Raw genomic sequence first — 23,679 nt, forward strand, 5'->3', positions numbered from 1 at the left:
AGGCGTCGGGCGTTTCCGCCCGGCGCTTTTTTGTTTGCATCGTCGGTCGGGCGAGATCAGGAAAGGTCGTTGGACGTTTCCGGGCAACCTCGCGCCGAAGAGACGTGAGCCGCCGAGGCGGGGCCGCGTAGGAGAGTGCGGTAACCCTATGATGCGTCAGTACGAACTCGTCGAACGGGTGCAGGCCTACAACCCGAATACCGACGAGGCACTGCTCAACAAGGCCTATGTCTATGCCATGCAGAAGCATGGCACGCAGAAGCGCGCCTCGGGCGATCCATACTTTGCCCACCCGCTCGAAGTCGCCGCCATCCTCACCGATTTGAAGCTCGATGACGCCTCGATCGCGGTGGCGCTGTTGCACGACACCATCGAGGATACCGACGCGACGCGCGCCGAAATCGACCAGCTGTTCGGTCCGGAGATCGGCGCCATTGTCGACGGGCTGACCAAGATCGACCGGCTGCAGCTGGTGACCCGCGAAGAAGCGCAGGCGGAGAATCTCAGAAAACTCCTGCTCGCCATCTCGGCCGACGTCCGGGTGCTGCTGGTCAAGCTCGCCGACCGGCTGCACAATATGCGCACGCTCGACTTCATGCCCGAGAACAAGCGCAAGCGCATCGCCACCGAGACGATGGATATCTATGCGCCGCTGGCCGGCCGCATGGGCATGCAGGACATGCGCCAGGAGCTCGAAGACCTGGCGTTCCGGGTGCTGCAGCCGGATCACTACAAGGCGATCACTGACCGGCTCGACGAGATGAAGTCGGAGTTCGCCGACACCATTAAGACCATCAAGACCGAACTCAGCGAGAAACTGAAAGGCGACGGCATCGACGCGCGGGTTTCGGCGCGGGTGAAATCGCCCTGGTCGATCTTCACCAAGATTGAGCGGAAGCAAATCGCCCTCGAGCAGCTTTCGGACATGATCGGCTTCCGGGTGATCGTGCCGAGCGTCGCCGATTGCTACCGGGCGCTGGGGATCGTCCATACCAACTGGAAGGTCGTGCCCGGGCGCTTCAAGGACTACATCTCGGTCCCCAAGCACAACGATTACCGCTCGATCCACACCACCATCGTCGGGGTCGGGCGGCAGCGCGCCGAACTGCAGATCCGCACCGAGGAGATGCACCGCATCGCCGAGCTCGGCATCGCCGCGCACGCTCTCTACAAGGAGGGCGCCACCGACATCCACAAGATCGAGAACGAGAGCAAGGCCTTCGTCTGGTTGCGCTCGACCATCAGCCACCTGACCGCCGGCTCCTCGACCGAGGATTTTCTCGAGTACACCAAGCTCGAGCTGTTCCAGGACCAGGTGTTCTGCTTCACCCCACGCGGCCGGCTCATCGCCCTGCCGCGCGGCGCCACGCCGATCGACTTCGCCTATGCGCTCCACACCGACATCGGCGACACCTGTGTGGGCGCCAAGATCAATGGGCAGATCGTGCCGTTGGTCACCCAGCTGCGCTCCGGCGACGAAGTCGAGATCATCCGCGACCAGAACCACCTGCCGCCGTCGAACTGGGAGACCATCGCCGCAACCGGCAAGGCCCGCGCCGCCATTCGCCGTGCGGTGCGGCTGCAGGCACAAGCCCGCGCCTATGCGCTCGGCGAGCACATGGTTTCGATTCTGCTCGAGCGCGAAGGCTCCGGGCTCGACGATGCCGAGTTCAAGCTGCTCGCCGAGGGGCTGGGGCAGCCGGGCAAGCGCGAACTGCTGATCGCGCTGGGCGAAGGCAAGATCAGCGGCGAGGACCTCGACACCCAGGTGATGGAGGTCAAGGGCATCAAGCGGCGGCGCAAGAAGATCGACCTGCCGGTACCCGACAAGGCCGAGGGCTGGTTCGCGCTGAAGGCGACCGACGAATTCCGCTTCCGCGTGCCGGGCAACCCGCGCTCCGGTCCAAAGGCCAAGGCGGCGCTGACCCAGCTCGATTTCAATACCCGGGTCGAGGTGTCGCCCGAGGGCGTGGTGCCGGGCGACCGGCTGGTCGGCATCATGACGCCGGACACCCCGATCATCATCTACCCGATTCATTCGGACGCGCTGTCCGAGCTCTATGACAGCGACGTCGCCTGGATCGACGTGCGCTGGGACGTGGCCGGCCGCGAGGACCGCGATCATCCCTGCGTCATCTCGATGCAGGCCCAGAACAAGCCGGGCTCGCTGGCCCAGATTTCCACGGTGATTGCCGCCTGCGAGGCCAACATCCATAATCTGGTGATGCGCATGGAATCGCCCGATTTTCATCGGTTCATCTTCCAGATCGAGGTCCGTGATCTCGCCCAGCTCACCGACGTGCTGAACTCGCTGAAGCTGGCGGCCGGGATCTCGGATGTGCAGCGCGCCACGGTCGCCGAGGCCCGGGCGCTCGACCGGCTGGAATGGACTGCGCCCGAACGGCAAGAGGAGCTCGCGTGACCACTGACGAAGTACTGGACCTGTTCCGTGAGAGCGGCGCGCTGCTCGAGGGGCATTTCATCCTCTCCTCCGGCCTGCGCTCGCCGATTTTCTTGCAGAAGGCCAAGGTGTTCATGCACCCGGCCAAGGCGGAAAAGCTCTGCCGCGCCCTGGCGGAGAAGATCCGCGCCGAAGGCTATGGCGATGTGAGCCAGATCGTCTCCCCGGCAGTGGGTGGGATCATTCCGGGCTACGAGACGGCGCGGCACCTGGGTGTGCCGGCGATCTACACCGAGCGGGTCGAGGGTAAGTTCGAGCTGCGCCGCGGCTTCGAGCTCGCGCCCGGCGAGAAGGTCATCATCGTCGAGGATATCGTTTCGACCGGTATCTCGATCCGCGAGTGCATCGAGGCGATCAGGAAGACCGGCGCGGATGTCGTCGCCGCGGCGTGCCTGATCGACCGCTCCGCCGGCGAGGCGGACGTCGGCGTGCCGCTGGTTTCATTGGTCGAGTACAAGGTGCCGGCCTATCCGGCCGACGCCTTGCCGCCCGAGCTTGCGGTTATCCCGGCGATCAAGCCGGGATCGAGGGGGCTCTCATGATTATCGGTCTCGGTAACGACCTGTGCGATATCAAGCGGGTCGAAAAGACCCTGGAGCGTTATGGCGATCGCTTCACGCATCGGATCTTCACCGAGCTCGAACGGCAGAAATCGGATCGCCGGGCCCAGCGCGCGGCCTCCTATGCCAAGCGTTTCGCCGCCAAGGAAGCCTGCTCGAAAGCGCTGGGAACCGGCCTTAGTTTCGGCGTTTATTGGCGCGACATGGGCGTCGTAAACCTCCCTTCGGGCAAGCCGACCATGAAGTTGACCAATGGCGCTGCCCGCATGCTGGAGCGGCTTGTTCCGGCCGGCCACAAGCCACATATCCACCTGACCATTACCGACGACGGCGGCATGGCCCAGGCGTTCGTCATTATCGAGGCGCTGCCGGTTGACCAGGCGGCGGCCCTCCCATAACCACTTGACCCCCAGGGGTAGAGGCGAGAAATGAGCCAGTCCATGTCGAAAGCCGAAGCCAAGGCCGGCAAGAAGAAGAACGAGCTGCTCGAGACGATCATCGTGATCATCGAGGCGCTGGCGATCGCCCTGATCTTCCGGACGTTCCTCTACCAGCCGTTCTCGATCCCCACCGCCTCGATGCAGCAGACGCTGATGATCGGCGACTATTTCATCGCCAACAAGTGGACCTGGGGTTTTGGCAAATACTCGTTCCCGATCGCGCTGCCGTTCAACGGCCGCATTTTCGGCAGTGAGCCGAAGCGCGGCGATGTCGCGGTGTTCCGCAACGAAATCACCAACGAAGATTACATCAAGCGCGTCATCGGCATGCCGGGCGATCGCATCCAGATGAAAGAGGGGCGCCTCTACATCAACGGCACCATGGTCGAGCGCCAGCAGACCGGTACGGCGACCGATACCGACAGCTACATGACCACCGTGCCGGTGACCGTCTACACCGAGACGCTGCCCAACGGCGTCACGCACACCATCCAGGAGATCTCCGACAACGAGCAGCTCGACAACACCGCCGAGTACGTCGTTCCCGCGGGCCACTTCTTCATGATGGGCGACAACCGCGACCGGTCCGCCGACAGCCGCGTGCTGAGCCAGGTGGGTTACGTGCCGCTCGATAATCTGATCGGCAAGGCCGAGGCGCGGTTCTTCTCGATCAAGAACAATCTGCCGCCGTGGCAGCTGTGGGAATGGCCGGCCAACGTGCGTTGGGACCGGATGTTCCAGTCCGTGAACTGATGGCGAAGGGACGCTCGCACGAAAAGCTCGAAGCTCGTCTGGGCTATCGCTTTGCCGACCCCGACCTGCTCGATCGGGCGCTGACTCACTCCAGCGCCGTTTCCCCAGGCAAGCGCATCGAGCGCTCCTATCAGCGGCTCGAGTTCCTCGGCGATCGCGTGCTCGGCCTCGTCGTGGCCGACATGCTGTATCGCCGGATGCCCAAGGCCAACGAAGGCGAGCTGTCGCGCTCGCTGAACACCCTGGTGCGCAAGGAAACCTGCGCCGCCATCGCTCGGCAGCTCGACCTCGGTTCGGAGATGAATCTCGGCGACAGCGAGGCGCGCACCGGCGGCGCCAACAAGGATGCCATCCTCGGCGACATCGCCGAAGCGGTGATCGGCGCCGTCTTCTGCGATGGCGGGCTGGGCCAAGCCTACGAGATCGTCGAGCGGCTGTTCGGCGAGCAGCTCGACCACGCCGGGCATGTCCGCGCCGACCCCAAGACCACGCTGCAGGAATGGGCGCAGGGCAGGGGCCTCGAGCCGCCGCTCTATGCCGAAGTCGAGCGCACCGGCCCCGATCACGCGCCGGAATTCACCATTGCCGTGCGGCTCGGCGATTTCCCCGCCATCACCGCCACCGGCCCCTCCAAAAAGCTGGCTGAGCACAAGGCCGCCGAGGCTTTCCTGATCCGAGAGAAAGTCTGGCGCGACACGATATGACCGACAAGAACGAAATGCCCGAGGCAGCCGAGCTGCCGGTGGCCGGCGAAAACACCCGCTGCGGCTTCGTCGCGCTGGTGGGCGCGCCGAACGCCGGCAAGTCGACGCTGCTCAACTCGCTGGTGGGCACCAAGGTTTCGATCGTCACCCACAAGGCGCAGACGACGCGCTCGATGATCCGTGGCGTGGTGACCGAGGGTGATGGCCAGATCGTCTTCATCGACACGCCGGGCATCTTCGCGCCCAAGCGCCGGCTCGACCGCGCCATGGTCGAGGCTGCCTGGACCGGTGCGGGCGATGCGGACCTCGTCGCCCTGATCGTCGATGCCGAGCGCGGCGTCACCCCGGAAATCGAGGCGTTGCTCGAGGGGCTGGGGAACGTCCCGCACCCCAAGGTGCTGGTGCTCAACAAGGTCGACCTGATCAAGCCGGAAAAGCTGCTGAAGCTGTCCGAGGCTCTCAACGGACGCCTGCGCTTCGAACAGACCTTCATGATCTCCGCGCTGACCGGCAGCGGCGTACAGGACCTGCTCAACTGGGCATTGAAGCGCATTCCGCTCGGCCCCTGGCACTTCCCCGAGGATCAGCTCACCGACCTCACCCTGCAGATCACCGCCGCCGAGGTGACGCGCGAGAAGCTGTTCCTCCGTGTCCACGACGAGATCCCCTACAACGCCACGGTCGAGGGCGAGAAGTTCACCATCAACAAGGATGGCTCGTATCGCATCGACCAGGTGATCTATGTCACCCGCGACACGCACAAAAAAATCGTCCTGGGCGCCGGCGGGCAGACCATCAAGTCGATCGGCGCTGAAGCGCGCAAGGAGTTGATGGAGATCTTCGAGGTGCCGGTGCACCTGTTCATCTTCGTCAAGGTCCGCGAGAAATGGGGCGACGATCCCGAGCGCTATCGCGAAATGGGGCTGGAGTACCCGCACCAGAAGTGAGGGCGCACCGCGGCGCGACGGTCCATGCAGTGGGACGGTGAAGGGCTGATTGTCGGCGTTCGCCGTCACGGCGAGTCGAGCGTCATCGCCGAGGTGATGGTCGAGGGCAGGGGGCGGCATCTCGGGTTGATCCGCGGTGGCCGTTCATCGAAGCTCGCGGCGACGCTGCAGCCCGGCAATTCGGTGCAGGTCAGCTGGCGCGCCCGGCTGGAAGAGCACCTCGGCACCTTCACGCTCGAGCTGCTCGAGGCGCGCGCCGCCGGGCTGATCGCCGACCGGGTAAAACTCTATGCTAGTCAGATCGTCTGCGAACACCTGCGGCTGCTGCCGGAGCGCGATCCGCATGATCGCCTGCTCGGCCTTGCCATCCGCATCCTCGACCAGGAGGGGTCGGTGCTCGAACTCGGCGCCTCGGTGGCACGCTTCGAGCTGATCCTGCTCGATGAGCTGGGCTTCGGTCTTGATCTGTCGAGCTGCGCCGCGACCGGCACGACGCGCGACCTGACCCATGTCTCGCCGAAATCCGGCCGGGCCGTCAGTCGCGCCGCCGCCGAGCCCTACCTGCCACGGCTGCTGCGGCTGCCACCATTCCTGATCAGCAGCGCCGATCCGACAGCGGAGGATGTCGGCGCCGCCTTCACGCTGACCGGGCATTTCCTCGATATGCATGTCTGGCTGGCGCGCCAGCTCGAACCGCCGGCGATCCGCGAAACCTTCATCGAGCTGGTGTCGAAGCCAGCCGATTGATCCACGGCGCACCTCGCGCGTTGCCTGTCTCAAGGAGAACCGCCATGACCGAGCACCTGCGCATCGACACCGCGTCGCGGATCATCGCCGCGCCGCCCGAGGCGATCTACCGGGCGTTCGTCGATCGCGATGCGCTGCTGGCCTGGCTGCCACCCGAGGGGATGACCGGCGAAATGCTGGAGTTCGAACCGCGCCCTGGCGGCGCTTTCCGCATGGCGCTGCATTACAGCGTTCCCGGCCCCGGCAAGACCACCGAGGATACCGACATGGTGGAGTCGGAATTCGCCGAACTGGTCCCTGGTCATCGCGTGGTGCAACTGGTGCGCTTCAGGAGCGATGATCCGGCCTTCGCCGGTACCATGCGCATGGTCTGGGACCTCGAACCCGCCGATGGCGGCACCCGCGTCATCATCCTCTCCGAAGACGTGCCACCCGGCATCAACAAGGAAGATCACGATACGGGGTTGAGGTCGTCGCTGGAGAATCTGGCGAGGTATGTAGAGGGGCAGTAGGGGTGGGTGGCCCCCTTATCTTACGGCCGGCATCTCAGGATGGGCCCCGGCCTTCGCCGGGGTGACACCGTGGGTGGGGACGCGGCAGTGCACGGGCCGAGAATAGAGCTAAGCGTACTTCGCCGGCTTCGGCCCGGGCGGCGGGGGCGGCTCCTCGATGCCGAGCCGGCGGCGGAGTTTGCCCAGCGCCAGCGATTGCATCTGGAAGCGGCTGGCGGTCAGCGGTGTGATCACCACCACTTCAGTGCCGGTCGCCTCGTCGATCGCGGCGATGCGCATTTGCTGGCCGAGTTGCGTGAACTCGAAGAGGACTCTATGCCCGGAAGGCTGTTGGCCGGACGGACGATTGTCGGGTCCGGCCATCGTGATCAGCCTTCGCCGAAGTTGACGATGCCCTGCGCGTCGAACTGATAGACGTCGTCGCGGAAGCTCACCGTGCCCTGCCGGTTGGCCCAGGCAGTGATGTAGGTGGTGTGGATCGGGATCTGCACGTCGAGCTTGATGTCCTCGCGCATGCCTTGCTCCCATGCGGCCATGACGCTTTCGGGGGTCCAGCCGCCGCCATTGTCGCGCAGCAGCCAAGCCACCAGCTCTTCGATGTTCTCGCAGCGCATGCAGCCCGAGGAGTGGAAGCGGGCGTTCTCGCCGAACAGCGCCTTCTGCGGCGTGTCGTGCATGTAGACGTCGTACTTGTTGTAGAAATCGATCTTGCAGTGACCCATCGAGTTCTCGCCGCCCGGATCCTGCCGGAAGGTGTACTTCACCGCCTCGGTGGTCTGCCAGTTGATGGCCGTCGGCGGGATCTCGTTGCCCTTGCCGTCGAAGATGCGGATGCGGAACTTGGTCAGGTATTCCGGATCCTCGTTCATGTACTTGATCATGTCCTTCTCGATGATGCTCTTGGGCACCGTCCAGTAAGGATTGAACTTCACCTGGAAGATCTTGGAGTTGAGGATCGGCGTGGCGCGGTCGACCTTGCCCACCACCGAGTTATGGCGCTGCACCACCTGCGCGCCCTCAACCGCCTCGACAACCGCCGCCGGAATATTCACCGCGACATAGCGATCGGAAAGCGCCGAGGCCCACTGGTCGATGCGCTGCGCATTGAGGCGAAGCTGGTTGAGGCGGTAATCCGCCGGCACCGACAATGCGTAGAACGTCGCTTCGTCCACGGCGCCGTTGATGACGAGGCCGTGGCGGGCCTGGAACAGGCGCACCGCGGCATCGAGCCCGGCATCGAACTCGTCGTTGACGCGCTTTTCGAGCGGCATGTCGCCGTTGATCATCAGGCGGCGCTTCAACAGCGCAGCGGCCCGGCGCGACTCGCCCAGCTTCAGCCCGAAGGTTTCCCGCGTCGGCGCTTCCCAGCTGCCATTGGCGGCGATGAACGCTTCATAGTTCTGGATTGCCAGCTGCAGGTTGTACGAGGTGTCGTAGCTGAGGATCGGCTCGATCGTATCGACCAGGCTCTTGGCGGTGGCGGTGTTGCCTTCCTGATCGACGTTCTTGATCCGCTTATCTTTGTTAAGCGCGTCCCAGAAGTTGTCTTCCTCCGCCCTGACGATGGCCGGCATCGCAAGGCCGGCGCCCATCGCCGCCATGGAGGTCAGGAGGTTCCGTCGATTCAACCGCATCAAGTCACCCAAAGTCGCCATTCCGAGAGGTTGTCCCTCATAGCATCGGCCCCAGTATGCCTCCAACGTGGTCAAGCAGGTGTGAACTGCCGACCGTCTGAACGCACAAAACCAAGGGACTTGCAGTGACGAGGGATCAGCCTGCAATTGCTTCGATGCATAGCCGAATTCTGGGCATAAATAAGAAACGCCGGCTTAAGGCCGGCGTTTGCTGAATCCGCTGTGGCAAGGATGCCACACTGGTCGATTTGGGCCCAGGCAGAGCGACCTCTGCCCGAGGTCAGAGCTTGTAGAGGATCTGGTCGACCCAGAAGCGCTCCAGGCGGCCCAGCGCCTTGTTGAGGCCTTCAAACGTCTCGCCGTTGAGGCCGCCGACCTTTTCGATCGACTTGAGGTGACGATCGTAGAGTTCGTCGATCACCTCGGCCACTTCCTCGCCCTTGGGCGTGAGGCGGATGCGGACCGAGCGGCGGTCGGAACGCGAACGCTCCTGGAAGATATAACCGGTCTCGACCAGCTTCTTGAGATTGTACGAGACGTTCGAGCCGAGATAGTAGCCCCGCGAGCGCAGCTCGCCGGCGGTCATCTCGGCATCGCCGATGTTGAACATCAGCAGCGCCTGGACGGGGTTGATATCGTCCCAGCCCATCCGGTCGAACTCGTCCTTGATCAGGTCGAGCAGCCGGCGATGGAGCCGTTCGACACGGCTGACGGCTTCGAGGTAGAGCGGCTTCAGCCCGAGAGCTTCTTCCGGAACCATTGCCTCTGCGGCGTTGGATTTGATTGCCATTGTTGCCTCACTGTCCTGTCGTCTTGCGCGATTTCTTCGCGTCTCATAGGCCCCAAACTACGGGGGCCCAAATAAGATGGCCTTAAGCCGTAGACTTAAAACTATCTTACGGAAAAAGTTCAGGAATTTGGCTTTACGAGAGGTAACCGCAGGTCAGAAAATTGTAACCTGAATCGTCCGTTACCGCAGCATGTCTCCCGAAAGTGGGTACCGGTTTCGGGATAAAGACATGCGCAGAAAAATGGCTAAAGCGCACGAGCGAATCCCAGAGATCGAGACGCGCTTTTAGGCCCTAGTCGTGGGCGCGGCGCAGCCGGAAGCTGAGGAAGAACAACACCGCGATGCCGCCGACCAGCAGCAGCCTGAGGGCGAAACCAAAGGCCCCCATCTCGGCGCCGGGCACTCCGCCCAGGTAGAGCGCCAGCTCGACGAGGGTGGCGCCGACCAGCAGCACGGCGCCCCAGCTGGCGCGGATCCACAGGCCCACCGCGGCGAACAGCCGGGCGAGGCAGAACACGGTGAGGAAGGCAAAGCCGGTGGGGCCGAGCTGGGCGATCGGGCTGACGGCGCCGGAGGAGACCCCGAGCAGGCGGGACGCATCGGCAAGGCCGAGCAGCAGCGCGATGATCGCGATGATCCTCAGATAGCGCCCGGCGAGTTCGCTCTTGAAATCCATCCGGCGTGGATAGCGCGGATGGGATGGTGCGACAAGCGCAAGCCTTGGCGCAGGACCGCCGTGCCTGATAGAAGCGCCGCGGTCCGAAGCGTTCTCAGGAAAAGTTGCAGACTTTTCCGGTTCGAGAGCGCGACAAACAAAAAAATGAGGGCATCTCGCCGTTTGACGAATGGCGGGATGCCCTGATGGAGCGCCTGATGAGCACGAACTGGCCCAAGCACGACATGAGCTTTCTCGGCGGGCGGCGGCAACGTCGGCTGCGCCGCGCCGGCTGGATGCGCAACATGGTGCGCGAGACCGTGCTCACGCCGCACGACCTGATCTGGCCGCTCTTCATCATCGAGGGGCAGAACGAGCGCACCGCCATCCGCACGCTCCCCGGCGTCGAACGGTTGAGCGTCGATCTCGTGGTTGAAGCGGCAAGGGCGGCCGCCGCCGAGGGCATCCCGGCGCTGGCGCTGTTCCCCAATACCCAGGACGACCGGCGCAATGCCGACGGCAGCGAAGCCTGGAACCCGGATAATCTGACGGCGCAGGCGCTGCGCGCCATCCGCGACGCCGGCGTCGATATCGGGCTGATCACCGACGTGGCGCTCGACGAGTACTCATCCGACGGTCAGGACGGGCTGGTCCGCGACGGCGAGATCCTCAACGACGAGACGGTCGAGGCAATGGTCAAGGCCGCGCTGATGCAGGCGAGGGCAGGGGCCGACATCATCGCCCCGTCCGATATGATGGATGGCCGCGTTGCCGCCATCCGCCGGGCGCTCGATGCCGAGGGTTTTGACCACGTGGCCATCATGGCCTACTCGGCCAAGTTCGCCTCGGTCTATTACGGCCCGTTCCGCGAGGCGGTGGGCTCGGGCAGCCGGCTCATTGGCGACAAGCGCACCTACCAGCTCGACTATGCCAATTCGGACGAGGCGATGCGCGAAGTGGCGCAGGATATCGCCGAGGGCGCCGACATGGTGATGGTGAAGCCGGGACTGCCCTATCTCGATATCGTGCAGCGCGTGAGCGACGCCTTCGACGTACCGCTGTTCGCCTACCAGGTATCGGGCGAGTACGCGATGATCCGCTTTGCGGCGGAGGCTGCGGCGATCAATGGCGAGGGCGCCATGCTGGAAAGCCTCGTGGCCTTCAAGCGGGCAGGGTGCGACGGCGTGCTGACCTACTTCGCCCTCGAGGCGGCGCGGTTGCTGAACGCCTAGCTCGACTCGGCAGCCACACGGCGCAGCGGGCGCTTGCAGCCGATCAGATATCGGTATGCCTCCCGCTGCTGCAGGTCCCCGAGCGGTTCGATGGCGGGGACACCGATCCTCCGCGAGAGGTGCAGGACGACATCGGCTCCGACGCACAGTCCGACATGCGCGCCCCAGCTGTCGGGATTGTCGTGAACGAGCACCAGGTCGAACGGCGCCATTCGCTCAGCTTCAGCTGTGTCGTCCCGATCCAGCCACAACGCGTCGGACCGCAGGTCGGGCAGGACGAAGCCGTGATGGCGGAGCACGGCGTAGGCGTATTGCTGGCAGTTCGCGCCGCCTTCGACCCCAAGCACGCCGGGGGCGCCTGGAAAATGGCTGGCATTGTAGCGCACGTCCCTCAGATGGGGCGGGATGGCGATGCTGGAACGGCTCAGATCAAGCATGTCGATGCCCACGATCGCCTGCCCGGACGGACAGGCCCCGGACCAGACTGGCGTCACGCTCGGCCGCTGGCCAGGGGATTTTTCGTGTCCCCACTTGTGTGGGACCTCATGGTCCCCATCTTTTCCCTCATGAACCAGGGCAACACCATGAGCGACCATCTTCCCGACCCGTCCAACGCGCCGGAACTGTTCGAGGGCGTGTTGCTGCGCCGCGCTGCGGCGTGGCTGATCGACTGCGTGATCATCACCTTCATCACCATCGCCGCGCTGCTGGTCGGTGGGGTCTTCGGCATCGTGACGCTGGGGCTCGGGCTGCTGGCGCTGCCGATCATCATTCCGCTGGCCATCCTCGGCTACTATGCCGCAACGCTCGGCTCGCCGATGCGCGCCACCGTCGGCATGCAGATGATGGATATCGTGCTGACGCCGGTGCGCGGTACGCCGCTCAACGGCTGGAGCATCCTCATCCACCCGATCCTGTTCTGGGTGACGGTGTGGATTTCCTGGCCGTTCTCGATCCTTTTCGCGCTGTTCACGCCGCGCCAGCAGATGCTGCACGACCTCGTCGTGGGCACGCTGATGCTGCGCCGTTCACCGATGCAGCGGTTCTGGCGGTCCGGCGGCATGCACTCGGCTTGATCGCGGTGCGCTGAGGCATGATGGGCCATTGCCGGCCCATCGGGTCGCGTCTATCCTCTGAGCATCGCTCGAAGGACGACGATGACCGATCAGACGCCCGAGAACACCCAGCTCTTCCTTACCGCGGCCATGCCGTGTCCGTATCTGCCGGGTCGTCAGGAGCGTAAGCTCTTCACCCACCTGACCGGTCGCCGGGCCGCTTCGCTCCACCACCTGTTGAGCGACAACGGCTTCCGCCGCAGCCAGAACCTGATCTACCGGCCGGCCTGCGACGGCTGCTCGGCCTGCCAGTCGGTGCGCATCGTGGCGCAGGAATTCGTGCCGTCGGCGCGCTACCGGCGCATCCGCAAGGCCAATGCCGACATCGCCGTCGAGGTTTGTCAGCCGCGCGCCACCGCGGAGCAGTTCGCGCTGTTCAAGCGCTACCTCGATGCCCGCCATGCCGGCGGCGGCATGACGCAGATGAGTTTTGTCGACTACGAGTACATGGTCGAGGATACCCCGGTGCAGACCGTGGTGGTCGAGTACCGGCTCACCTCGCACCCGCAGCGCCCGCTGGTGGCCGTCGCGCTCACCGACGTCATGCCGGATGGGCTGTCGATGGTCTACAGCTTCTACGACCCGCTGCTCGACAAGCGCGGGCTCGGGAACCTCCTGATCCTCGACCACATCGAGCAGGTGAAGCTCGCCGCGCTCACCTATGTCTATCTCGGCTACTGGGTGAAGGACTCGCCGAAGATGGCCTACAAGGGCCAGTTCCGTCCGCTCGAAGTGCAGCGTGGCCCGCTGGGCTGGCGCCGCCTCGAGTAGCCTCAGGCCTTTCCCCGCAACCAGCGCGAGAAGGCCCGCAGCTTCTTCAGTTGTGGCAGGTACCGCATGTGCAGCCGTCGGCGCAGCGACAACCCCACCTTGATCGGGTGGTAGATGCGGTTCCGCTGGCGGAACTGCTGCGGCGCCCTGACGAAATAGCGGAATCCGCGCGGTGGCCGATAGGCGTGCGTGGTGCCCATTGTGTGCATATCGAGATGACTGCCGTCGTAGTGATGGCCCCAGCGTTCCCTGGGCGTCTGGGTATCATGGCCGCCAATCTCGGCGATGGAGAAGCCATCCGCCCGCGCCATCGAAGGCAGCAGCATCTCGAAGTGGCCGTGCCAGCCCGGCTGCAGCAGCATCCCGCAGTAGTGCTCCAGCAACCGTCGCGACAGGCGTGAGATCGGCATGAACACGATCAGCGGATCTGCGATCGCGTGCGCGGGCTGCCGATAGATCGGCGCGAAATAGTAGCTCGGCTCGGCGCTCAGCGGATGAATGCGGGTTGTCAGCAGATCACCCTCGTAGCCGGCCGCAGGCCTGAAGAAGTCAGCCCAGTCGCCCGAGAAATCGACGTCGTACTCGACCAGCCAGAAGCGGTCGTAAGCCGCCAGCCTGGGGTCGAGAAACGCCGTGATCCAGACCAGGTCGACATAGCCCCGGGGAGTAGGGTGCTGCAGGAATTCCTGGTAGCGAAGCGGGAAATGCCTGGCGCTGTCGGTCATGCGGACTACGAAATCCGCCTGCACCGGCGCGGGCGTGCCGAGTTCTCCCTCGTTGTGCTGATAGGCGAGGAAGACGTCGAGCACCGTGCCCGCCTCACGCTTCAGCCGCGCGTAGTGCTCGGCGACTTCCGACGTCCAGATATGGGTCACGAACACAACGCAGTCGCGTCGTGCACCGTTGGTTTCGGTTTTCGCTTCAGTCAAATCCGGAAGTCCGTCGCTAACCGACAAACCTGTTGTTTCTTGGGAAGCCCGTCGGCGGCTGACGACCGGCCGAGGCGCGATCGCCCAGCCATTCGGTCAGCTCAGTCATTGTCTTGGTATAGTTGCGCCCGGAGGAGTCGGTCCAGGTGAGCCCGACGCCGGAGGGGAAGGTCTTCAGATCCGAGAGGCCGCCGTCCTTGTATTTCTGCAAGCGGACGCCCTTGCCCCTGCCCATCTCGGGCAACTGGTCGAGCGGGAACACCAGCATCTTGCGGTTCTCGCCGATCACCGCGAGCATGTCGCCTTCGAGCGGCGCGATCAGCCGCGCTTCCTCGGTGTCGCCGACATTGAGCACCTGCTTGCCCTTGCGGGTATTGGCGATCAGCTCGTCCTCGGCGACGACGAAACCGTCGCCCTTGCGCGAGGCGATGACCCGCTTGCGGCCCGGCCGGTAGACGAAGAGATCGACCAGGTCCTGGCCTTCCTCGATATCGACCATCAGCCGCACCGGCTCGCCCTGGCTGCGGCCGCCCGGCAGGCGATCGCCGGCGAGCGTGAACACCTTGCCGCCAGTGGAGAGCAGCAGCAGCTTGTCGGTGGTCTGGGCGTGGAGGAACAGCTTCAGCCGATCGCCGGTTTTGAAGCCCTTGTCATCGATCTCGGTGGTGTGGCCGCGCATCGAGCGGATCCAGCCCTTTTCGGAGAGGATCACGGTGATTGGCTCGCGCTCGATCATCTGCGTCGCCACTTCCTCGTGGTCGATATCCATCGCCTCGGAGAAGTCGGTCTTGCGGCCCCAACGCGGGTGGCGGGTGACACCGTCCTTCTCGAATTTGGGGTAGGCCTTCTTCAGCTCGCCGATTTGCCTCGCGATCTCACCCCACTGCTTCTTGTCGGACGCGATGAGGGCGTTGAGATGCGCCTGCTCCTCGCTGAGCGTCTTGTGTTCGGTGCGCAGCTCGATTTCCTCGAGCTTGCGCAGCGAGCGCAGCCGCATATTGAGGATCGCTTCGGCCTGCACATCGCTGAGGCTGAAGGTCGCCATCAGCGAGGCCTTGGCGTCATCCTCCTCGCGGATGATGCGGATCACTTCATCGAGGTTGAGATAGGCGACGATATAGCCGTCGAGCACTTCGAGCCGGCGGGCGATCTCGGCCAGCCGGTTGTTGGTGCGGCGCACCAGCACGTCCTTGCGGTGCTCGAGCCAGGCGACGATCGCCTCCTTGAGGCTCATCACCCGCGGCACGACCCCGCGGTCGAGGACGTTCATGTTGAGCGAGATGCGCTGCTCGAGGTCGCTCAGCTTGAACAGCTGCTCCATCAGGATAGCCGGGTCGACCGTGCCGGCGCGCGGCTCGATGACGAGGCGGACATCGTCGGCGCTCTCGTCGCGGATGTCCTTGAGCAGCGGCAGCTTCTTGTTGAGCAAGAGCTCCGCGATCTTCTCGACCAGCTTGGACTTCTGCACCCCATAGGGGATCTCGGTGACGACGATCTGGTAGACGCCGCGCCCCTTGTCTTCGCGCTCCCAGCGGGCGCGCAGGCGGAACGAACCGCGGCCGGTCTCGTAGGAATTGAGGATCGAGCTCTGGCTTTCCACCAGGATGCCGCCGGTCGGAAAATCCGGACCGGGAATGTAGTGCATCAGATCGGCGGTGGTGGTGCCGTCGCGGCCATTGTTGATCAGGTGCAGCGCCGCGTCGCAGATTTCATCGACGTTGTGCGGCGGGATCGACGTGGCCATGCCGACGGCGATGCCGGTCGAGCCGTTGGCCAAAAGGTTGGGGAAGTTCGCCGGCAGCACCGAGGGTTCCTCGGTGGCGCCGTCATAGGTCGGCTTGAAGTCGACCGCGTTCTCGCCCAGGCCCTCGAGCAGCCGAGAGGCCACCTCGGTCATGCGCGCTTCGGTGTAACGGTAAGCCGCCGCCCCGTCGCCATCGATATTGCCAAAATTCCCCTGGCCGTCGACCAGCGGGTAGCGCATGGCAAAATCCTGCGCTAGGCGGACCATGGCGTCATAGATCGACTGGTCGCCGTGCGGATGGAAGCTACCGATCACGTCGCCGACCACCTTGGCCGACTTCTTGTAGGCGCCGCCCGGGTCGAGTCGCAGCAGTCGCATGGCGTGCAGGATCCGGCGGTGCACCGGCTTCAGGCCGTCGCGGGCATCGGGCAGGGCGCGCTGGGTGATGGTGGAAAGGGCGTAGGAGAGGTAGCGCTCCTCGAGCGCCTCGCGGAGATCTACGACCCGCTGGTTATCGCCATCGGGCGGAACGGTGTCCGGATCGTCGCTCATCGGGTGGTCTCAGTCATGCGAATCATTTTCGCACTATAGCGATTGGGGCCTCGAACCGGGGGTGCAGCAAGGCCGCATCCCCGGAGTTTAGCGTCCCGTCACAGGCGGCAGGTGTGATAGTTGCCGTCGTAGCCGCGATCCCGCGCAACTGCGTCAAAGGTTGCGCCGGCGGTGGCTTGCTCTACGATCTCCAGATGCTTCGCCTGATCCTCGTTCGTCACGCCAAATCCGCCTGGGACGATCCGGGCCTCAGTGATTTCGATCGGCCACTGGCGCTGCGCGGCATCGCCGCTGCGGCGTGGATCGGCGAGACCCTGACCAGGCACGGCTGGTTGCCCGACCGCATTGTCTGCTCTACCTCACGCCGGACGCGCGAAACGCTCGAGTTGGCCATGACCCGCCTGCCGGCCAACGGTCCGAGGCCCGACGTGGTCTGGAGCGACGCCGTCTACGACCGGCGCGACCACGACTATCTCGGCCTGATCGCGGAGCAGGGGAGCGGTGCGAAGAGTCTCATGCTGCTGGGGCACAACAGTGCGACCGAGCAAACGGCTCTGACCTTTAGCGCCGACGGCGCGGCTCTGGGGAATTTCCCGACTGCAGGCATCGCGGTGATCGACTGCGAGATCTCGGACTGGATGGAGCTGGCGCCGCGTTGCGGGCGGCTGGTGCACTTCCTGCGGCCGCCAAAGGGCTAGCCGAAGGTGGGGCGCCGCAGCGGACGCCAAAGGGCTAGCCGAAGGTGGGGCGCCGCAGCGGGCGCCCCCGGGGGCGGCGATCAGAGATTGCAGCGATGGTAGCGGCCATCATAGCCGAGGAACATGTCGGTCTCGGCGTTGTACGAGCGATAGCGGGCCTCGCAGGCAGCGACGTGGCCGTCGAAGCCGTCATAGCGGTCGACATTGCGGTTCATGCTGCCGACGATGGCGGCGCCCACTGCGAAGCCGAAAATGCCGGCGGCGACGCTGCCCAGGTTCGGCTGGTTCCAGCGGTACCAGTTGCGATAGTCGCCGGAGCCCCAGCGATTATGGTTCCGGCGCCAGTCATCGCAGCCACGCCAGTTCGGATGCTCGAGGCACCGCTCCGAAACGTAGCGCTGCTGCTGGCCGATACTGATGTTGACCGAAGCCGCGCTGGCAGGTGCTGGGATCATCATGATTCCGGCAAGGCTGGTAGCGACAATGGCGGAAGCGAGCTTTTTCATGTGAGGACTCCTCGTCTTCTTGTTGAGCTGACGCTGGCTCGCACAACGTTTTGAGGCACGCATAGTTGCGGGGGGCGCCCGGACTGGGGCTTTCATCGGCGGTTCAACTCTGCGATAATGAGGTGTTCGCGCGACTGGCGAGATCAGATGGGGCACCATCGGGGAACGCGAACGAGCAGCTGCCGCTCGCCTGGGCACCCAACCGAAACCTCATGGGAGCCCGCATGAACCGGACGATCCACAGATATTGCCAGGCTGTCCTCAGCTTGGAATCGCTTGGGCCAGCGTGCTACACGCACGCCAGCCGAAACCCCAATCCTACTGCCCCGGGAGACGCCAAATGAGCGCCGCCGCATCCCTTCCGCTCTTCCCCCGCTTCTTCACCAACACCCTGGCCGAGACCGATCCCGAGATCGCCGAAGCCATCAAGCTCGAACTCGGCCGGCAGCAGCACGAGATCGAGCTGATCGCCTCGGAAAACATCGTGTCCAAGGCCGTGCTCGAGGCGCAGGGCTCGATCATGACCAACAAGTATGCCGAGGGTTACCCGGGCAAGCGCTATTACGGCGGCTGCCAATATGTCGACATCGCCGAGAACCTCGCCATCGAGCGTGCCAAGCAACTGTTCGGCGCCAACTTCGCCAACGTCCAGCCGAACTCCGGCTCGCAGATGAACCAGGCGGTGTTCCTGGCGCTGCTCGAGCCCGGTGATACCTTCATGGGCCTCGACCTCAACTCGGGTGGCCACCTGACGCACGGCTCGCCCGTCAACATGAGCGGCAAGTGGTTCAAGGTGGTGTCGTATGGCGTGCGCCAGGATGATCACCTGCTCGACATGGACGAAGTCGCCCGCCTCGCCCGCGAGCACAAGCCCAAGCTGATCCTTGCCGGCGGCACCGCCTATTCCCGTGTCTGGGATTGGGCCCGCTTCCGCGAGATCGCCGATGAAGTCGGCGCCTACCTGATGGTCGACATGGCGCATATCGCCGGCCTCGTCGCCGGTGGCGTGCACCCCTCGCCGGTGCCACATGCCCATGTCACCACCACCACCACGCACAAGTCGCTTCGTGGCCCGCGCGGCGGCATGATCCTCTCCAACGACGAGGCGATCGCCAAGAAGATCAACTCGGCGGTGTTCCCTGGCCTGCAGGGCGGGCCGCTGATGCACGTCATCGCGGCCAAGGCCGTGGCCTTCAAGGAAGCGCTGCAGCCCGAGTTCAAGGCCTATGCCCGCCAGGTGGTGGCCAATGCCCGCACGCTTGCGGCGACGCTGATCGAGAATGGGCTGGACGTGGTTTCGGGCGGCACCGACAACCACCTGATGCTGGTCGACCTGCGCAAGAAGAACGCCACCGGCAAGCGGGCGGAAGCCGGCCTCGGCCGCGCCTACATCACCTGCAACAAGAACGGCATCCCGTTCGACCCGGAAAAGCCGTTCGTCACCTCGGGCGTTCGCCTGGGCACTCCGGCGGCCACCAGCCGTGGTTTCGGCGAGGCCGAATTCCGCGAGATCGGCAAGCTGATCGTCGAGGTGCTGGACGGCCTGCGTGAAGCCAATTCCGACGAAGGCAACGCCGCGGTGGAAGCGGCGGTGCGCGACAAGGTCATGGCGTTGACCTCGCGCTTCCCGATCTACGCCGACTGAGCATAGCTTCGCCTTCGCGGAGCATTCCTGGAGCCTACCGATGCGCTGCCCCTATTGCGGAAATGACGATACGCAGGTCAAGGACAGCCGGCCGACCGAGGACTCCAACGCCATCCGTCGCCGCAGGATCTGTAATGCCTGCGGCGGCCGTTTCACCACCTTCGAGCGCGTGCAGCTGCGCGAGCTGCTGGTGGTCAAAAAGTCCGGCCGCAAGGTGCCGTTCGATCGCGACAAGCTGGCGCGTTCGGTGGGCACGGCGCTCAGGAAGCGCGACGTCGAGCCGGAGCGGGTCGAGCGCATGATTTCGGGCGTGGTGCGCCAGCTCGAAAGCCTCGGCGATGTCGAGGTGACTTCCGATCAAATCGGCGAGTTCGTCATGGAGGGGCTGAAGGGCCTCGACGACGTCGCATTCGTGCGCTTTGCCTCGGTTTACAAGAACTTCTCCGCCGCCGACGACTTCCGTTCGTTCCTGACCGAGCTTGGCAACGACGAGCGCCTGAAGCCCAATCACGACGATTGAGATTGCGGTTCCCACGCCCAGTGGCTAAGCCAAGGGCAGAACATTGCGCGTTTGAGCGCGCACAACAGAATGACTTTCCAATATGGCCCAGCCCAAGCCGCGTGATCCCTCCGCGCCCCGCACCGCCAACCAGCGTGGCGCGGCCCGCCTCGCCGCCGTCCAGGCCCTCTACCAGATGGATGTCGGCCGCCAGACGCTCGAGGACACGCTCAGCCAGTTCAGCGCCATCCATGTGGGGCGTGAAGTGGAGGGGGAGGAGTATCTGCCGGCCGATGCCGACTTCTTCCGCCAGATCGTCACCGGCGTGATCAAGGCGCAGCTGCAGATCGACCCCGCGGTTGATAACGCCCTGGTCGACGGCTGGCCGATGCCCCGCATCGACGCGACGCTCCGCGCCATCCTCCGTGCCGCGACCTTCGAATTGCTGCGGCGCAAGGACATCCCGGCGCGCGTCGTGATCACCGAGTATGTCGACGTCGCCAAGGCGTTCTACGAAGACGACGCGCCCAAGATGGTCAACGCCGTGCTCGACGGCGTGGCCCGCGCCGCCGGCCGCGACGACGAAGCAGCCAAGGCCAGGTAGGACGGGATGGACGAGCGCGCCACCAGCATCGGCTCGCCGCTCCGCAATATCGGCCTGCTCGCCGTCGCCCAGGCGATCCTCGGCTCGAACCAGGCGATCATCATGTCGATCGCCTCGCTGACCGCCGCGACCATGATCGCCGACAAGGGCTTCGCGACTGTCCCCGTTACCCTGATGATCATCGGAACCGCGCTCGCCACCGGGCCGGCGGCACTGCTGATCCATTCGCTGGGGCGGCGCGAGGGGTTGATGCTTGGCGCATCGATCGCCATTCCGGCGGGGATGATCGCGGCGCTCGCCGCCTGGCTCGATCAGTTCTGGCTGTTCTGCCTGGCGCTCGCGGTCTTCGGCGTTACCGCGGCCTTCGCCAACCAGTACCGCTTCGCGGCGGCCGACAGCGTGCCCGCCAACCTCAAGTCGCGGGCCATCTCCTGGGTGCTGTTCGGCGGCGTGGTATCAGGCTTCCTCGGTCCGCAGGTTGCTGCACACACCAAGGGCTGGATCCCTGGACACGAGTTCGCCGCGACCTACTTGGTCATGGGCGTGCTGGCGCTGGTGGCGATCGGAGTGATCAGCCGCACCCGGCTGGCGCCCACCGTGAAGCGGGCGGAGGACCGCAAGGCCGGCCGGCCGTTGGCGGTGCTGCTGCGCGACACCGGCATCTGGGTGCCGATGGTGGTCGCTGCGATCAGCTACTCGCTGATGGTGCTGGTGATGGTCGCGGCGCCGCTGGCCATGGTCTATGTCTGCGGCCACACCACCGAGGAAGCGGCCTTCGCCATCCAGTGGCATATCGTCGCCATGTTCGCCCCCAGCTTCGTCACCGGCGCGATCATTCAGCGCGTCGGCGCCAGGCTGACCGCAGCCATCGGGCTGCTGCTGATCCTGTTGGCGGCTGGCGTCAACCTGCACGGCATCACCACGATGCACTTCAACATTTCGTTGGTGTTGCTTGGTGTTGGCTGGAATTTCGGATTCATCGCCGCAACCGCTATGCTCGCCGCCGCCTACCGGCCGGAAGAGGCCGCCAAGGTGCAGGCCGCCAACGAGCAGGTGGTGTTCGGGGTCATGGCCCTGGCCTCGATCGCCTCGGGCCTGCTGCTGCAGCTGATCGGCTGGGAGGCCATCAACCTCCTGGCCATCCCGGTCGCCGCGGTGGCGATCCTGGCGCTGGCATGGGTCAGCTTTCGGCCGGGCAGGGCGGAGGGGCAGCCGGGCTAGCTCTCGAACACGCCACAACCTCCGGCCGTCATCCCGGCGGACGCCGGGACCCAGTGCTCCCGCCAATCCACGCGCACGAAGCCATCCGACCTTGCTGTGATGGACCGGCGCGGCTGATGCCTGATCTGGCCGTCTGAGCAGTGGGTCCCGGCTTTCGCCGGGATGACGGCTGGTGGAATTGGTGAGCTTGAGATCGACGTCAGATCGAGCTGATGATCGACTCGAGGAAGGTGCGGTCCTGGCCGTAGGACGGGGTACGGCGGCTCTCGATCGAGAAGGATTTGCCATCCTTGACACCCAGGCGCTCGGTATCGACCACCTTGTTCTTCTTGTCGAAGTAGACGACGAGCAGGGTACGCTCCTTGCTCAGCTCCATGCCGAACGCGGTCTGCTGCACCTTTTCGCCCAGATAGTACCAGGCGGTTTCGGTGGCAAAGGAGTTGGTGACCTGCGGCGAGCCCAGCACGGCGGTAACCAGCGCGGCGCTCTGGCCGACGCGAATCTGCGCCACCGCATCTTCCGAGATCTCGTAGCCGCGCGCCTTTGATTGAGTGAGGCTCATGCCGCTGCCGCAAGCGGCGAGCGACAGGCTGACAAGCACGACGGCGGTCATCGGGAAGAGGCGGCTAGTGACGGTGCGCAAAGGCATCAATTTGACTTTCCCGATCGCTGTCTACTATTAGCACGGCCTTGGCCGGCCGGGCACTGTGTAGCTGTCAAAGGCGCCCGCTGGCAAGCTGGCTTGCGTCCTTGCCCGAACCCTTCCACACCGGCAGCACCTTGTCCCGCAAAACCGCGGAGCGCGACTGATGATATTGAACTTGTTCAGGAAAAACCCGTCCTCCGACGCTGTTTATGCCGTCTATACAGCCATTGTGGCGCAATCCCGGCAGCCCGTCTTCTACGCCGACTGGGGCATTCCCGACACGGTCACGGGCCGTTTCGACATGATCTCGCTGCACCTGTCGCTGCTGTTCCGGCGTCTGAGAGTCGAAAAGCAGGCCGGCCACGAGTTCAGCCAGGCGCTGTTCGACCTGTTTTTCAAGGACATGGACCGTTCGCTGCGCGAGCTCGGCGCAGGGGATATGGCCGTGCCCAAGAAGGTCCGCAAGATGAGCGAGATCTTCTATGGCCTGATGACCAGCCTCAACGAGGCGATGGACCGTGATGACCGGCCGGGCGTCGAAGCAGTGCTGCGCCGCAACGTCTACCCCGAGGCCGACTCGGAGCACGCCCCGCAACTGGCGGCCTACCTGTTCACTCAGTACGACAAGCTCGCCGGCCAGTCGCTGGCCGACATCTGCGGGGGGCGCCTCGAGTTGGCGACTGCGGCATGAGCGCTGACCAGTTCCGTATCCCCGACGCCAGCATCCGCCTCGATTCGATGCCGACGGCCGGCCGCGACCTGGTGCTTGCCGTGGACGCCGCCGATCGGCTGGCGGTCGCCGGGCAACTCGGCATCACCGCGGTCGAAAAGCTCGAGGTGAAGCTGCACGCGGTGCGCTTCAAGGGCGGCATCCGCGTCACCGGCCGGCTGGTCGCCACCACCGTGCAGCCGAGCGTGGTGTCGCTGGAGCCGGTGATCCAGGAGATCGCCGAGCCGATCGAACGGGTGTTCCTGCCCGGCGGCGAGAAGGTCTATGCCGGCCCGGCGGACGCGGAAATCTTCGTCGATCTTGACGGCGAGGACGTGCCTGACCATTTCGAGGGCAACGAGGCCGACCTGTCGGCACTGATCGTCGAGACCCTGGCGCTGGCGCTTGATCCATACCCGCGCCAGCCCGGCGAAACCCTGGGCGCGCTGCGCGATGATGGCGATACTGAGAGCGATCTGCCGTTCGCCGGCCTCAAAATCCTCAAGACTCCCGAGGACAAGGGCTAGAACGCTTTCTTTGAAACAGTGAAGCGCTCTAGGACCCCGCCACATCCGGGTGATATCTTGTTTGAGGTAAGCGTTTGA

27 protein-coding genes and 1 riboswitch are annotated in these 23,679 nt (G+C 64.7%); of the genes, 18 read left to right on the forward strand and 9 right to left on the reverse strand.

Annotation, left to right across the window (positions count from 1 at the left end; genetic code table 11):
• Window positions 1–148 precede the first annotated feature (148 nt).
• Genes ASC89_RS11705 through ASC89_RS11740 form a run of 8 tightly spaced genes read left to right on the forward strand, consistent with a single transcriptional unit; the run spans window position 149 to window position 7,124 of the window.
• Complete coding sequence (locus tag ASC89_RS11705) at window positions 149–2,422, forward strand: bifunctional (p)ppGpp synthetase/guanosine-3',5'-bis(diphosphate) 3'-pyrophosphohydrolase (protein ID WP_055997827.1); 2,274 nt, start codon at window positions 149–151, stop codon at window positions 2,420–2,422.
• The gene (gene pyrE, locus ASC89_RS11710; protein ID WP_055997830.1) at window positions 2,419–3,003 is read left to right on the forward strand and encodes an orotate phosphoribosyltransferase; all 585 of its coding nucleotides are present in this window, start codon (window positions 2,419–2,421) and stop codon (window positions 3,001–3,003) included. The genes ASC89_RS11705 and pyrE overlap by 4 nt, the downstream gene beginning before the upstream one ends.
• A complete protein-coding gene (gene acpS / locus ASC89_RS11715; RefSeq protein ID WP_055878965.1) occupies window positions 3,000–3,419 on the forward strand; it encodes a holo-ACP synthase in 420 nt (139 codons plus the stop codon). The genes pyrE and acpS overlap by 4 nt, the downstream gene beginning before the upstream one ends.
• A 30-nt stretch (window positions 3,420–3,449) precedes the next feature.
• Entirely contained in the window at window positions 3,450–4,214 is a 765-nt protein-coding gene (lepB, locus tag ASC89_RS11720; RefSeq protein ID WP_244488443.1) for a signal peptidase I, read from the forward strand.
• Entirely contained in the window at window positions 4,214–4,918 is a 705-nt protein-coding gene (gene rnc / locus ASC89_RS11725; protein WP_055878959.1) for a ribonuclease III, read from the forward strand. The genes lepB and rnc overlap by 1 nt, the downstream gene beginning before the upstream one ends.
• Window positions 4,915–5,865 (forward strand): GTPase Era, encoded by a 951-nt coding sequence (gene era, locus ASC89_RS11730; protein WP_156384584.1) that lies wholly within the window; start codon window positions 4,915–4,917, stop codon window positions 5,863–5,865. The genes rnc and era overlap by 4 nt, the downstream gene beginning before the upstream one ends.
• A 24-nt stretch (window positions 5,866–5,889) precedes the next feature.
• Window positions 5,890–6,612 (forward strand): DNA repair protein RecO, encoded by a 723-nt coding sequence (gene recO / locus ASC89_RS11735; protein WP_055997833.1) that lies wholly within the window; start codon window positions 5,890–5,892, stop codon window positions 6,610–6,612.
• A 44-nt stretch (window positions 6,613–6,656) separates the two neighbouring features.
• Window positions 6,657–7,124: an SRPBCC family protein gene (locus ASC89_RS11740; RefSeq protein WP_055997836.1), complete on the forward strand. Its 468-nt coding sequence runs from the start codon at window positions 6,657–6,659 to the stop codon at window positions 7,122–7,124.
• 108 nt (window positions 7,125–7,232) lie between these two features.
• Here ASC89_RS11740 and ASC89_RS28135 read toward each other — a convergent pair whose 3' ends face one another.
• The 4 genes from ASC89_RS28135 to ASC89_RS11755 all read right to left on the reverse strand — a co-directional run bounded on the left by ASC89_RS28135 (window position 7,233) and on the right by ASC89_RS11755 (window position 10,224).
• Window positions 7,233–7,487: a DUF6898 family protein gene (locus ASC89_RS28135; protein ID WP_082533312.1), complete on the reverse strand. Its 255-nt coding sequence runs from the start codon at window positions 7,485–7,487 to the stop codon at window positions 7,233–7,235.
• A 5-nt stretch (window positions 7,488–7,492) separates the two neighbouring features.
• On the reverse strand, window positions 7,493–8,758 hold the full coding sequence (locus ASC89_RS11745) for a murein L,D-transpeptidase (protein ID WP_162247934.1): 1,266 nt from the start codon (window positions 8,756–8,758) through the stop codon (window positions 7,493–7,495).
• Between the two features lie 280 nt (window positions 8,759–9,038).
• Window positions 9,039–9,548: a transcriptional regulator LdtR gene (gene ldtR, locus ASC89_RS11750; protein ID WP_055997842.1), complete on the reverse strand. Its 510-nt coding sequence runs from the start codon at window positions 9,546–9,548 to the stop codon at window positions 9,039–9,041.
• Between the two features lie 292 nt (window positions 9,549–9,840).
• Complete coding sequence (locus ASC89_RS11755) at window positions 9,841–10,224, reverse strand: hypothetical protein (protein ID WP_055878947.1); 384 nt, start codon at window positions 10,222–10,224, stop codon at window positions 9,841–9,843.
• A 197-nt stretch (window positions 10,225–10,421) separates the two neighbouring features.
• Here ASC89_RS11755 and hemB point away from each other — a divergent pair, with 197 nt between their 5' ends.
• Entirely contained in the window at window positions 10,422–11,435 is a 1,014-nt protein-coding gene (gene hemB, locus ASC89_RS11760) for a porphobilinogen synthase (RefSeq protein ID WP_055998060.1), read from the forward strand.
• Here hemB and ASC89_RS11765 read toward each other — a convergent pair.
• Window positions 11,432–11,884 carry a hypothetical protein gene (locus ASC89_RS11765; RefSeq protein WP_244488444.1) on the reverse strand — a complete coding sequence of 151 codons (453 nt, stop codon included), beginning with the start codon at window positions 11,882–11,884 and terminating at the stop codon, window positions 11,432–11,434. The genes hemB and ASC89_RS11765 overlap by 4 nt on opposite strands.
• Before the next feature lie 135 nt (window positions 11,885–12,019).
• Here ASC89_RS11765 and ASC89_RS28140 point away from each other — a divergent pair, with 135 nt between their 5' ends.
• Both ASC89_RS28140 and ASC89_RS11775 read left to right on the forward strand, forming a co-directional pair.
• Entirely contained in the window at window positions 12,020–12,511 is a 492-nt protein-coding gene (locus ASC89_RS28140) for an RDD family protein (protein ID WP_162247935.1), read from the forward strand.
• 81 nt (window positions 12,512–12,592) lie between these two features.
• On the forward strand, window positions 12,593–13,321 hold the full coding sequence (locus ASC89_RS11775) for an arginyltransferase (protein WP_055878940.1): 729 nt from the start codon (window positions 12,593–12,595) through the stop codon (window positions 13,319–13,321).
• A gap of 2 nt (window positions 13,322–13,323) precedes the next feature.
• On the opposite strand, the gene ASC89_RS11780 is transcribed toward ASC89_RS11775, so the two are convergent.
• On the reverse strand, window positions 13,324–14,250 hold the full coding sequence (locus ASC89_RS11780; RefSeq protein ID WP_156384586.1) for a hypothetical protein: 927 nt from the start codon (window positions 14,248–14,250) through the stop codon (window positions 13,324–13,326).
• 16 nt (window positions 14,251–14,266) lie between these two features.
• The gene (gene parC / locus ASC89_RS11785) at window positions 14,267–16,546 is read right to left on the reverse strand and encodes a DNA topoisomerase IV subunit A (protein WP_055997851.1); all 2,280 of its coding nucleotides are present in this window, start codon (window positions 16,544–16,546) and stop codon (window positions 14,267–14,269) included.
• A 194-nt stretch (window positions 16,547–16,740) separates the two neighbouring features.
• On the opposite strand from parC, the gene ASC89_RS11790 reads away from it, so the two are divergent.
• Complete coding sequence (locus ASC89_RS11790) at window positions 16,741–17,244, forward strand: histidine phosphatase family protein (protein WP_082533334.1); 504 nt, start codon at window positions 16,741–16,743, stop codon at window positions 17,242–17,244.
• Window positions 17,245–17,324: 80 nt separating this feature from the next.
• Here ASC89_RS11790 and ASC89_RS28960 read toward each other — a convergent pair whose 3' ends face one another.
• Window positions 17,325–17,750: a BA14K family protein gene (locus ASC89_RS28960; protein WP_055878931.1), complete on the reverse strand. Its 426-nt coding sequence runs from the start codon at window positions 17,748–17,750 to the stop codon at window positions 17,325–17,327.
• 120 nt (window positions 17,751–17,870) lie between these two features.
• Window positions 17,871–17,953: riboswitch (ZMP/ZTP riboswitch) on the forward strand.
• Between the two features lie 137 nt (window positions 17,954–18,090).
• Here ASC89_RS28960 and glyA point away from each other — a divergent pair.
• The 4 genes from glyA to ASC89_RS11815 all read left to right on the forward strand — a co-directional run bounded on the left by glyA (window position 18,091) and on the right by ASC89_RS11815 (window position 21,719).
• Window positions 18,091–19,395: a serine hydroxymethyltransferase gene (gene glyA / locus ASC89_RS11800; RefSeq protein ID WP_055878928.1), complete on the forward strand. Its 1,305-nt coding sequence runs from the start codon at window positions 18,091–18,093 to the stop codon at window positions 19,393–19,395.
• A gap of 40 nt (window positions 19,396–19,435) precedes the next feature.
• Window positions 19,436–19,915, forward strand: a complete 480-nt coding sequence (gene nrdR / locus ASC89_RS11805) for a transcriptional regulator NrdR (RefSeq protein WP_055997857.1) — start codon at window positions 19,436–19,438, stop codon at window positions 19,913–19,915.
• Between the two features lie 82 nt (window positions 19,916–19,997).
• Window positions 19,998–20,498 carry a transcription antitermination factor NusB gene (gene nusB, locus ASC89_RS11810; RefSeq protein WP_055878923.1) on the forward strand — a complete coding sequence of 167 codons (501 nt, stop codon included), beginning with the start codon at window positions 19,998–20,000 and terminating at the stop codon, window positions 20,496–20,498.
• Between the two features lie 6 nt (window positions 20,499–20,504).
• Window positions 20,505–21,719, forward strand: coding sequence for an MFS transporter (locus ASC89_RS11815; protein WP_055878921.1), 1,215 nt, complete (start codon window positions 20,505–20,507; stop codon window positions 21,717–21,719).
• A gap of 199 nt (window positions 21,720–21,918) precedes the next feature.
• Here ASC89_RS11815 and ASC89_RS11820 read toward each other — a convergent pair whose 3' ends face one another.
• Window positions 21,919–22,368, reverse strand: a complete 450-nt coding sequence (locus ASC89_RS11820) for an outer membrane protein assembly factor BamE (protein ID WP_055997860.1) — start codon at window positions 22,366–22,368, stop codon at window positions 21,919–21,921.
• Window positions 22,369–22,528: 160 nt separating this feature from the next.
• On the opposite strand from ASC89_RS11820, the gene ASC89_RS11825 reads away from it, so the two are divergent.
• Entirely contained in the window at window positions 22,529–23,056 is a 528-nt protein-coding gene (locus ASC89_RS11825) for a ubiquinol-cytochrome C chaperone family protein (RefSeq protein ID WP_055878915.1), read from the forward strand.
• Complete coding sequence (locus ASC89_RS11830; protein WP_055878912.1) at window positions 23,053–23,601, forward strand: DUF177 domain-containing protein; 549 nt, start codon at window positions 23,053–23,055, stop codon at window positions 23,599–23,601. Before ASC89_RS11825 ends, ASC89_RS11830 begins: the two co-directional genes overlap by 4 nt.
• Window positions 23,602–23,679: the final 78 nt, after the last annotated feature.

The sequence above is a fragment of the Devosia sp. Root413D1 genome, from assembly GCF_001425235.1.
Taxonomy (GTDB): domain Bacteria; phylum Pseudomonadota; class Alphaproteobacteria; order Rhizobiales; family Devosiaceae; genus Devosia_A.

Bases quoted from the DNA above. Each gene is read 5' to 3' on its own strand.
- ASC89_RS11705 (WP_055997827.1), top strand. From the start codon at position 149: ATGATGCGTCAGTACGAACTCGTCGAACGGGTGCAGGCCTACAACCCG.
- acpS (WP_055878965.1), top strand. From the start codon at position 3,000: ATGATTATCGGTCTCGGTAACGACCTGTGCGATATCAAGCGGGTCGAA.
- lepB (WP_244488443.1), top strand. From the start codon at position 3,450: ATGAGCCAGTCCATGTCGAAAGCCGAAGCCAAGGCCGGCAAGAAGAAG.
- rnc (WP_055878959.1), top strand. From the start codon at position 4,214: ATGGCGAAGGGACGCTCGCACGAAAAGCTCGAAGCTCGTCTGGGCTAT.
- era (WP_156384584.1), top strand. From the start codon at position 4,915: ATGACCGACAAGAACGAAATGCCCGAGGCAGCCGAGCTGCCGGTGGCC.
- recO (WP_055997833.1), top strand. From the start codon at position 5,890: ATGCAGTGGGACGGTGAAGGGCTGATTGTCGGCGTTCGCCGTCACGGC.
- ASC89_RS11740 (WP_055997836.1), top strand. From the start codon at position 6,657: ATGACCGAGCACCTGCGCATCGACACCGCGTCGCGGATCATCGCCGCG.
- ASC89_RS28135 (WP_082533312.1), bottom strand. From the start codon at position 7,487: ATGGCCGGACCCGACAATCGTCCGTCCGGCCAACAGCCTTCCGGGCAT.
- ASC89_RS11745 (WP_162247934.1), bottom strand. From the start codon at position 8,758: ATGCGGTTGAATCGACGGAACCTCCTGACCTCCATGGCGGCGATGGGC.
- ldtR (WP_055997842.1), bottom strand. From the start codon at position 9,548: ATGGCAATCAAATCCAACGCCGCAGAGGCAATGGTTCCGGAAGAAGCT.
- ASC89_RS11755 (WP_055878947.1), bottom strand. From the start codon at position 10,224: ATGGATTTCAAGAGCGAACTCGCCGGGCGCTATCTGAGGATCATCGCG.
- hemB (WP_055998060.1), top strand. From the start codon at position 10,422: ATGAGCACGAACTGGCCCAAGCACGACATGAGCTTTCTCGGCGGGCGG.
- ASC89_RS28140 (WP_162247935.1), top strand. From the start codon at position 12,020: ATGAGCGACCATCTTCCCGACCCGTCCAACGCGCCGGAACTGTTCGAG.
- ASC89_RS11775 (WP_055878940.1), top strand. From the start codon at position 12,593: ATGACCGATCAGACGCCCGAGAACACCCAGCTCTTCCTTACCGCGGCC.
- parC (WP_055997851.1), bottom strand. From the start codon at position 16,546: ATGAGCGACGATCCGGACACCGTTCCGCCCGATGGCGATAACCAGCGG.
- ASC89_RS11790 (WP_082533334.1), top strand. From the start codon at position 16,741: ATGCTTCGCCTGATCCTCGTTCGTCACGCCAAATCCGCCTGGGACGAT.
- ASC89_RS28960 (WP_055878931.1), bottom strand. From the start codon at position 17,750: ATGAAAAAGCTCGCTTCCGCCATTGTCGCTACCAGCCTTGCCGGAATC.
- glyA (WP_055878928.1), top strand. From the start codon at position 18,091: ATGAGCGCCGCCGCATCCCTTCCGCTCTTCCCCCGCTTCTTCACCAAC.
- nrdR (WP_055997857.1), top strand. From the start codon at position 19,436: ATGCGCTGCCCCTATTGCGGAAATGACGATACGCAGGTCAAGGACAGC.
- nusB (WP_055878923.1), top strand. From the start codon at position 19,998: ATGGCCCAGCCCAAGCCGCGTGATCCCTCCGCGCCCCGCACCGCCAAC.
- ASC89_RS11815 (WP_055878921.1), top strand. From the start codon at position 20,505: ATGGACGAGCGCGCCACCAGCATCGGCTCGCCGCTCCGCAATATCGGC.
- ASC89_RS11820 (WP_055997860.1), bottom strand. From the start codon at position 22,368: ATGCCTTTGCGCACCGTCACTAGCCGCCTCTTCCCGATGACCGCCGTC.
- ASC89_RS11825 (WP_055878915.1), top strand. From the start codon at position 22,529: ATGATATTGAACTTGTTCAGGAAAAACCCGTCCTCCGACGCTGTTTAT.
- ASC89_RS11830 (WP_055878912.1), top strand. From the start codon at position 23,053: ATGAGCGCTGACCAGTTCCGTATCCCCGACGCCAGCATCCGCCTCGAT.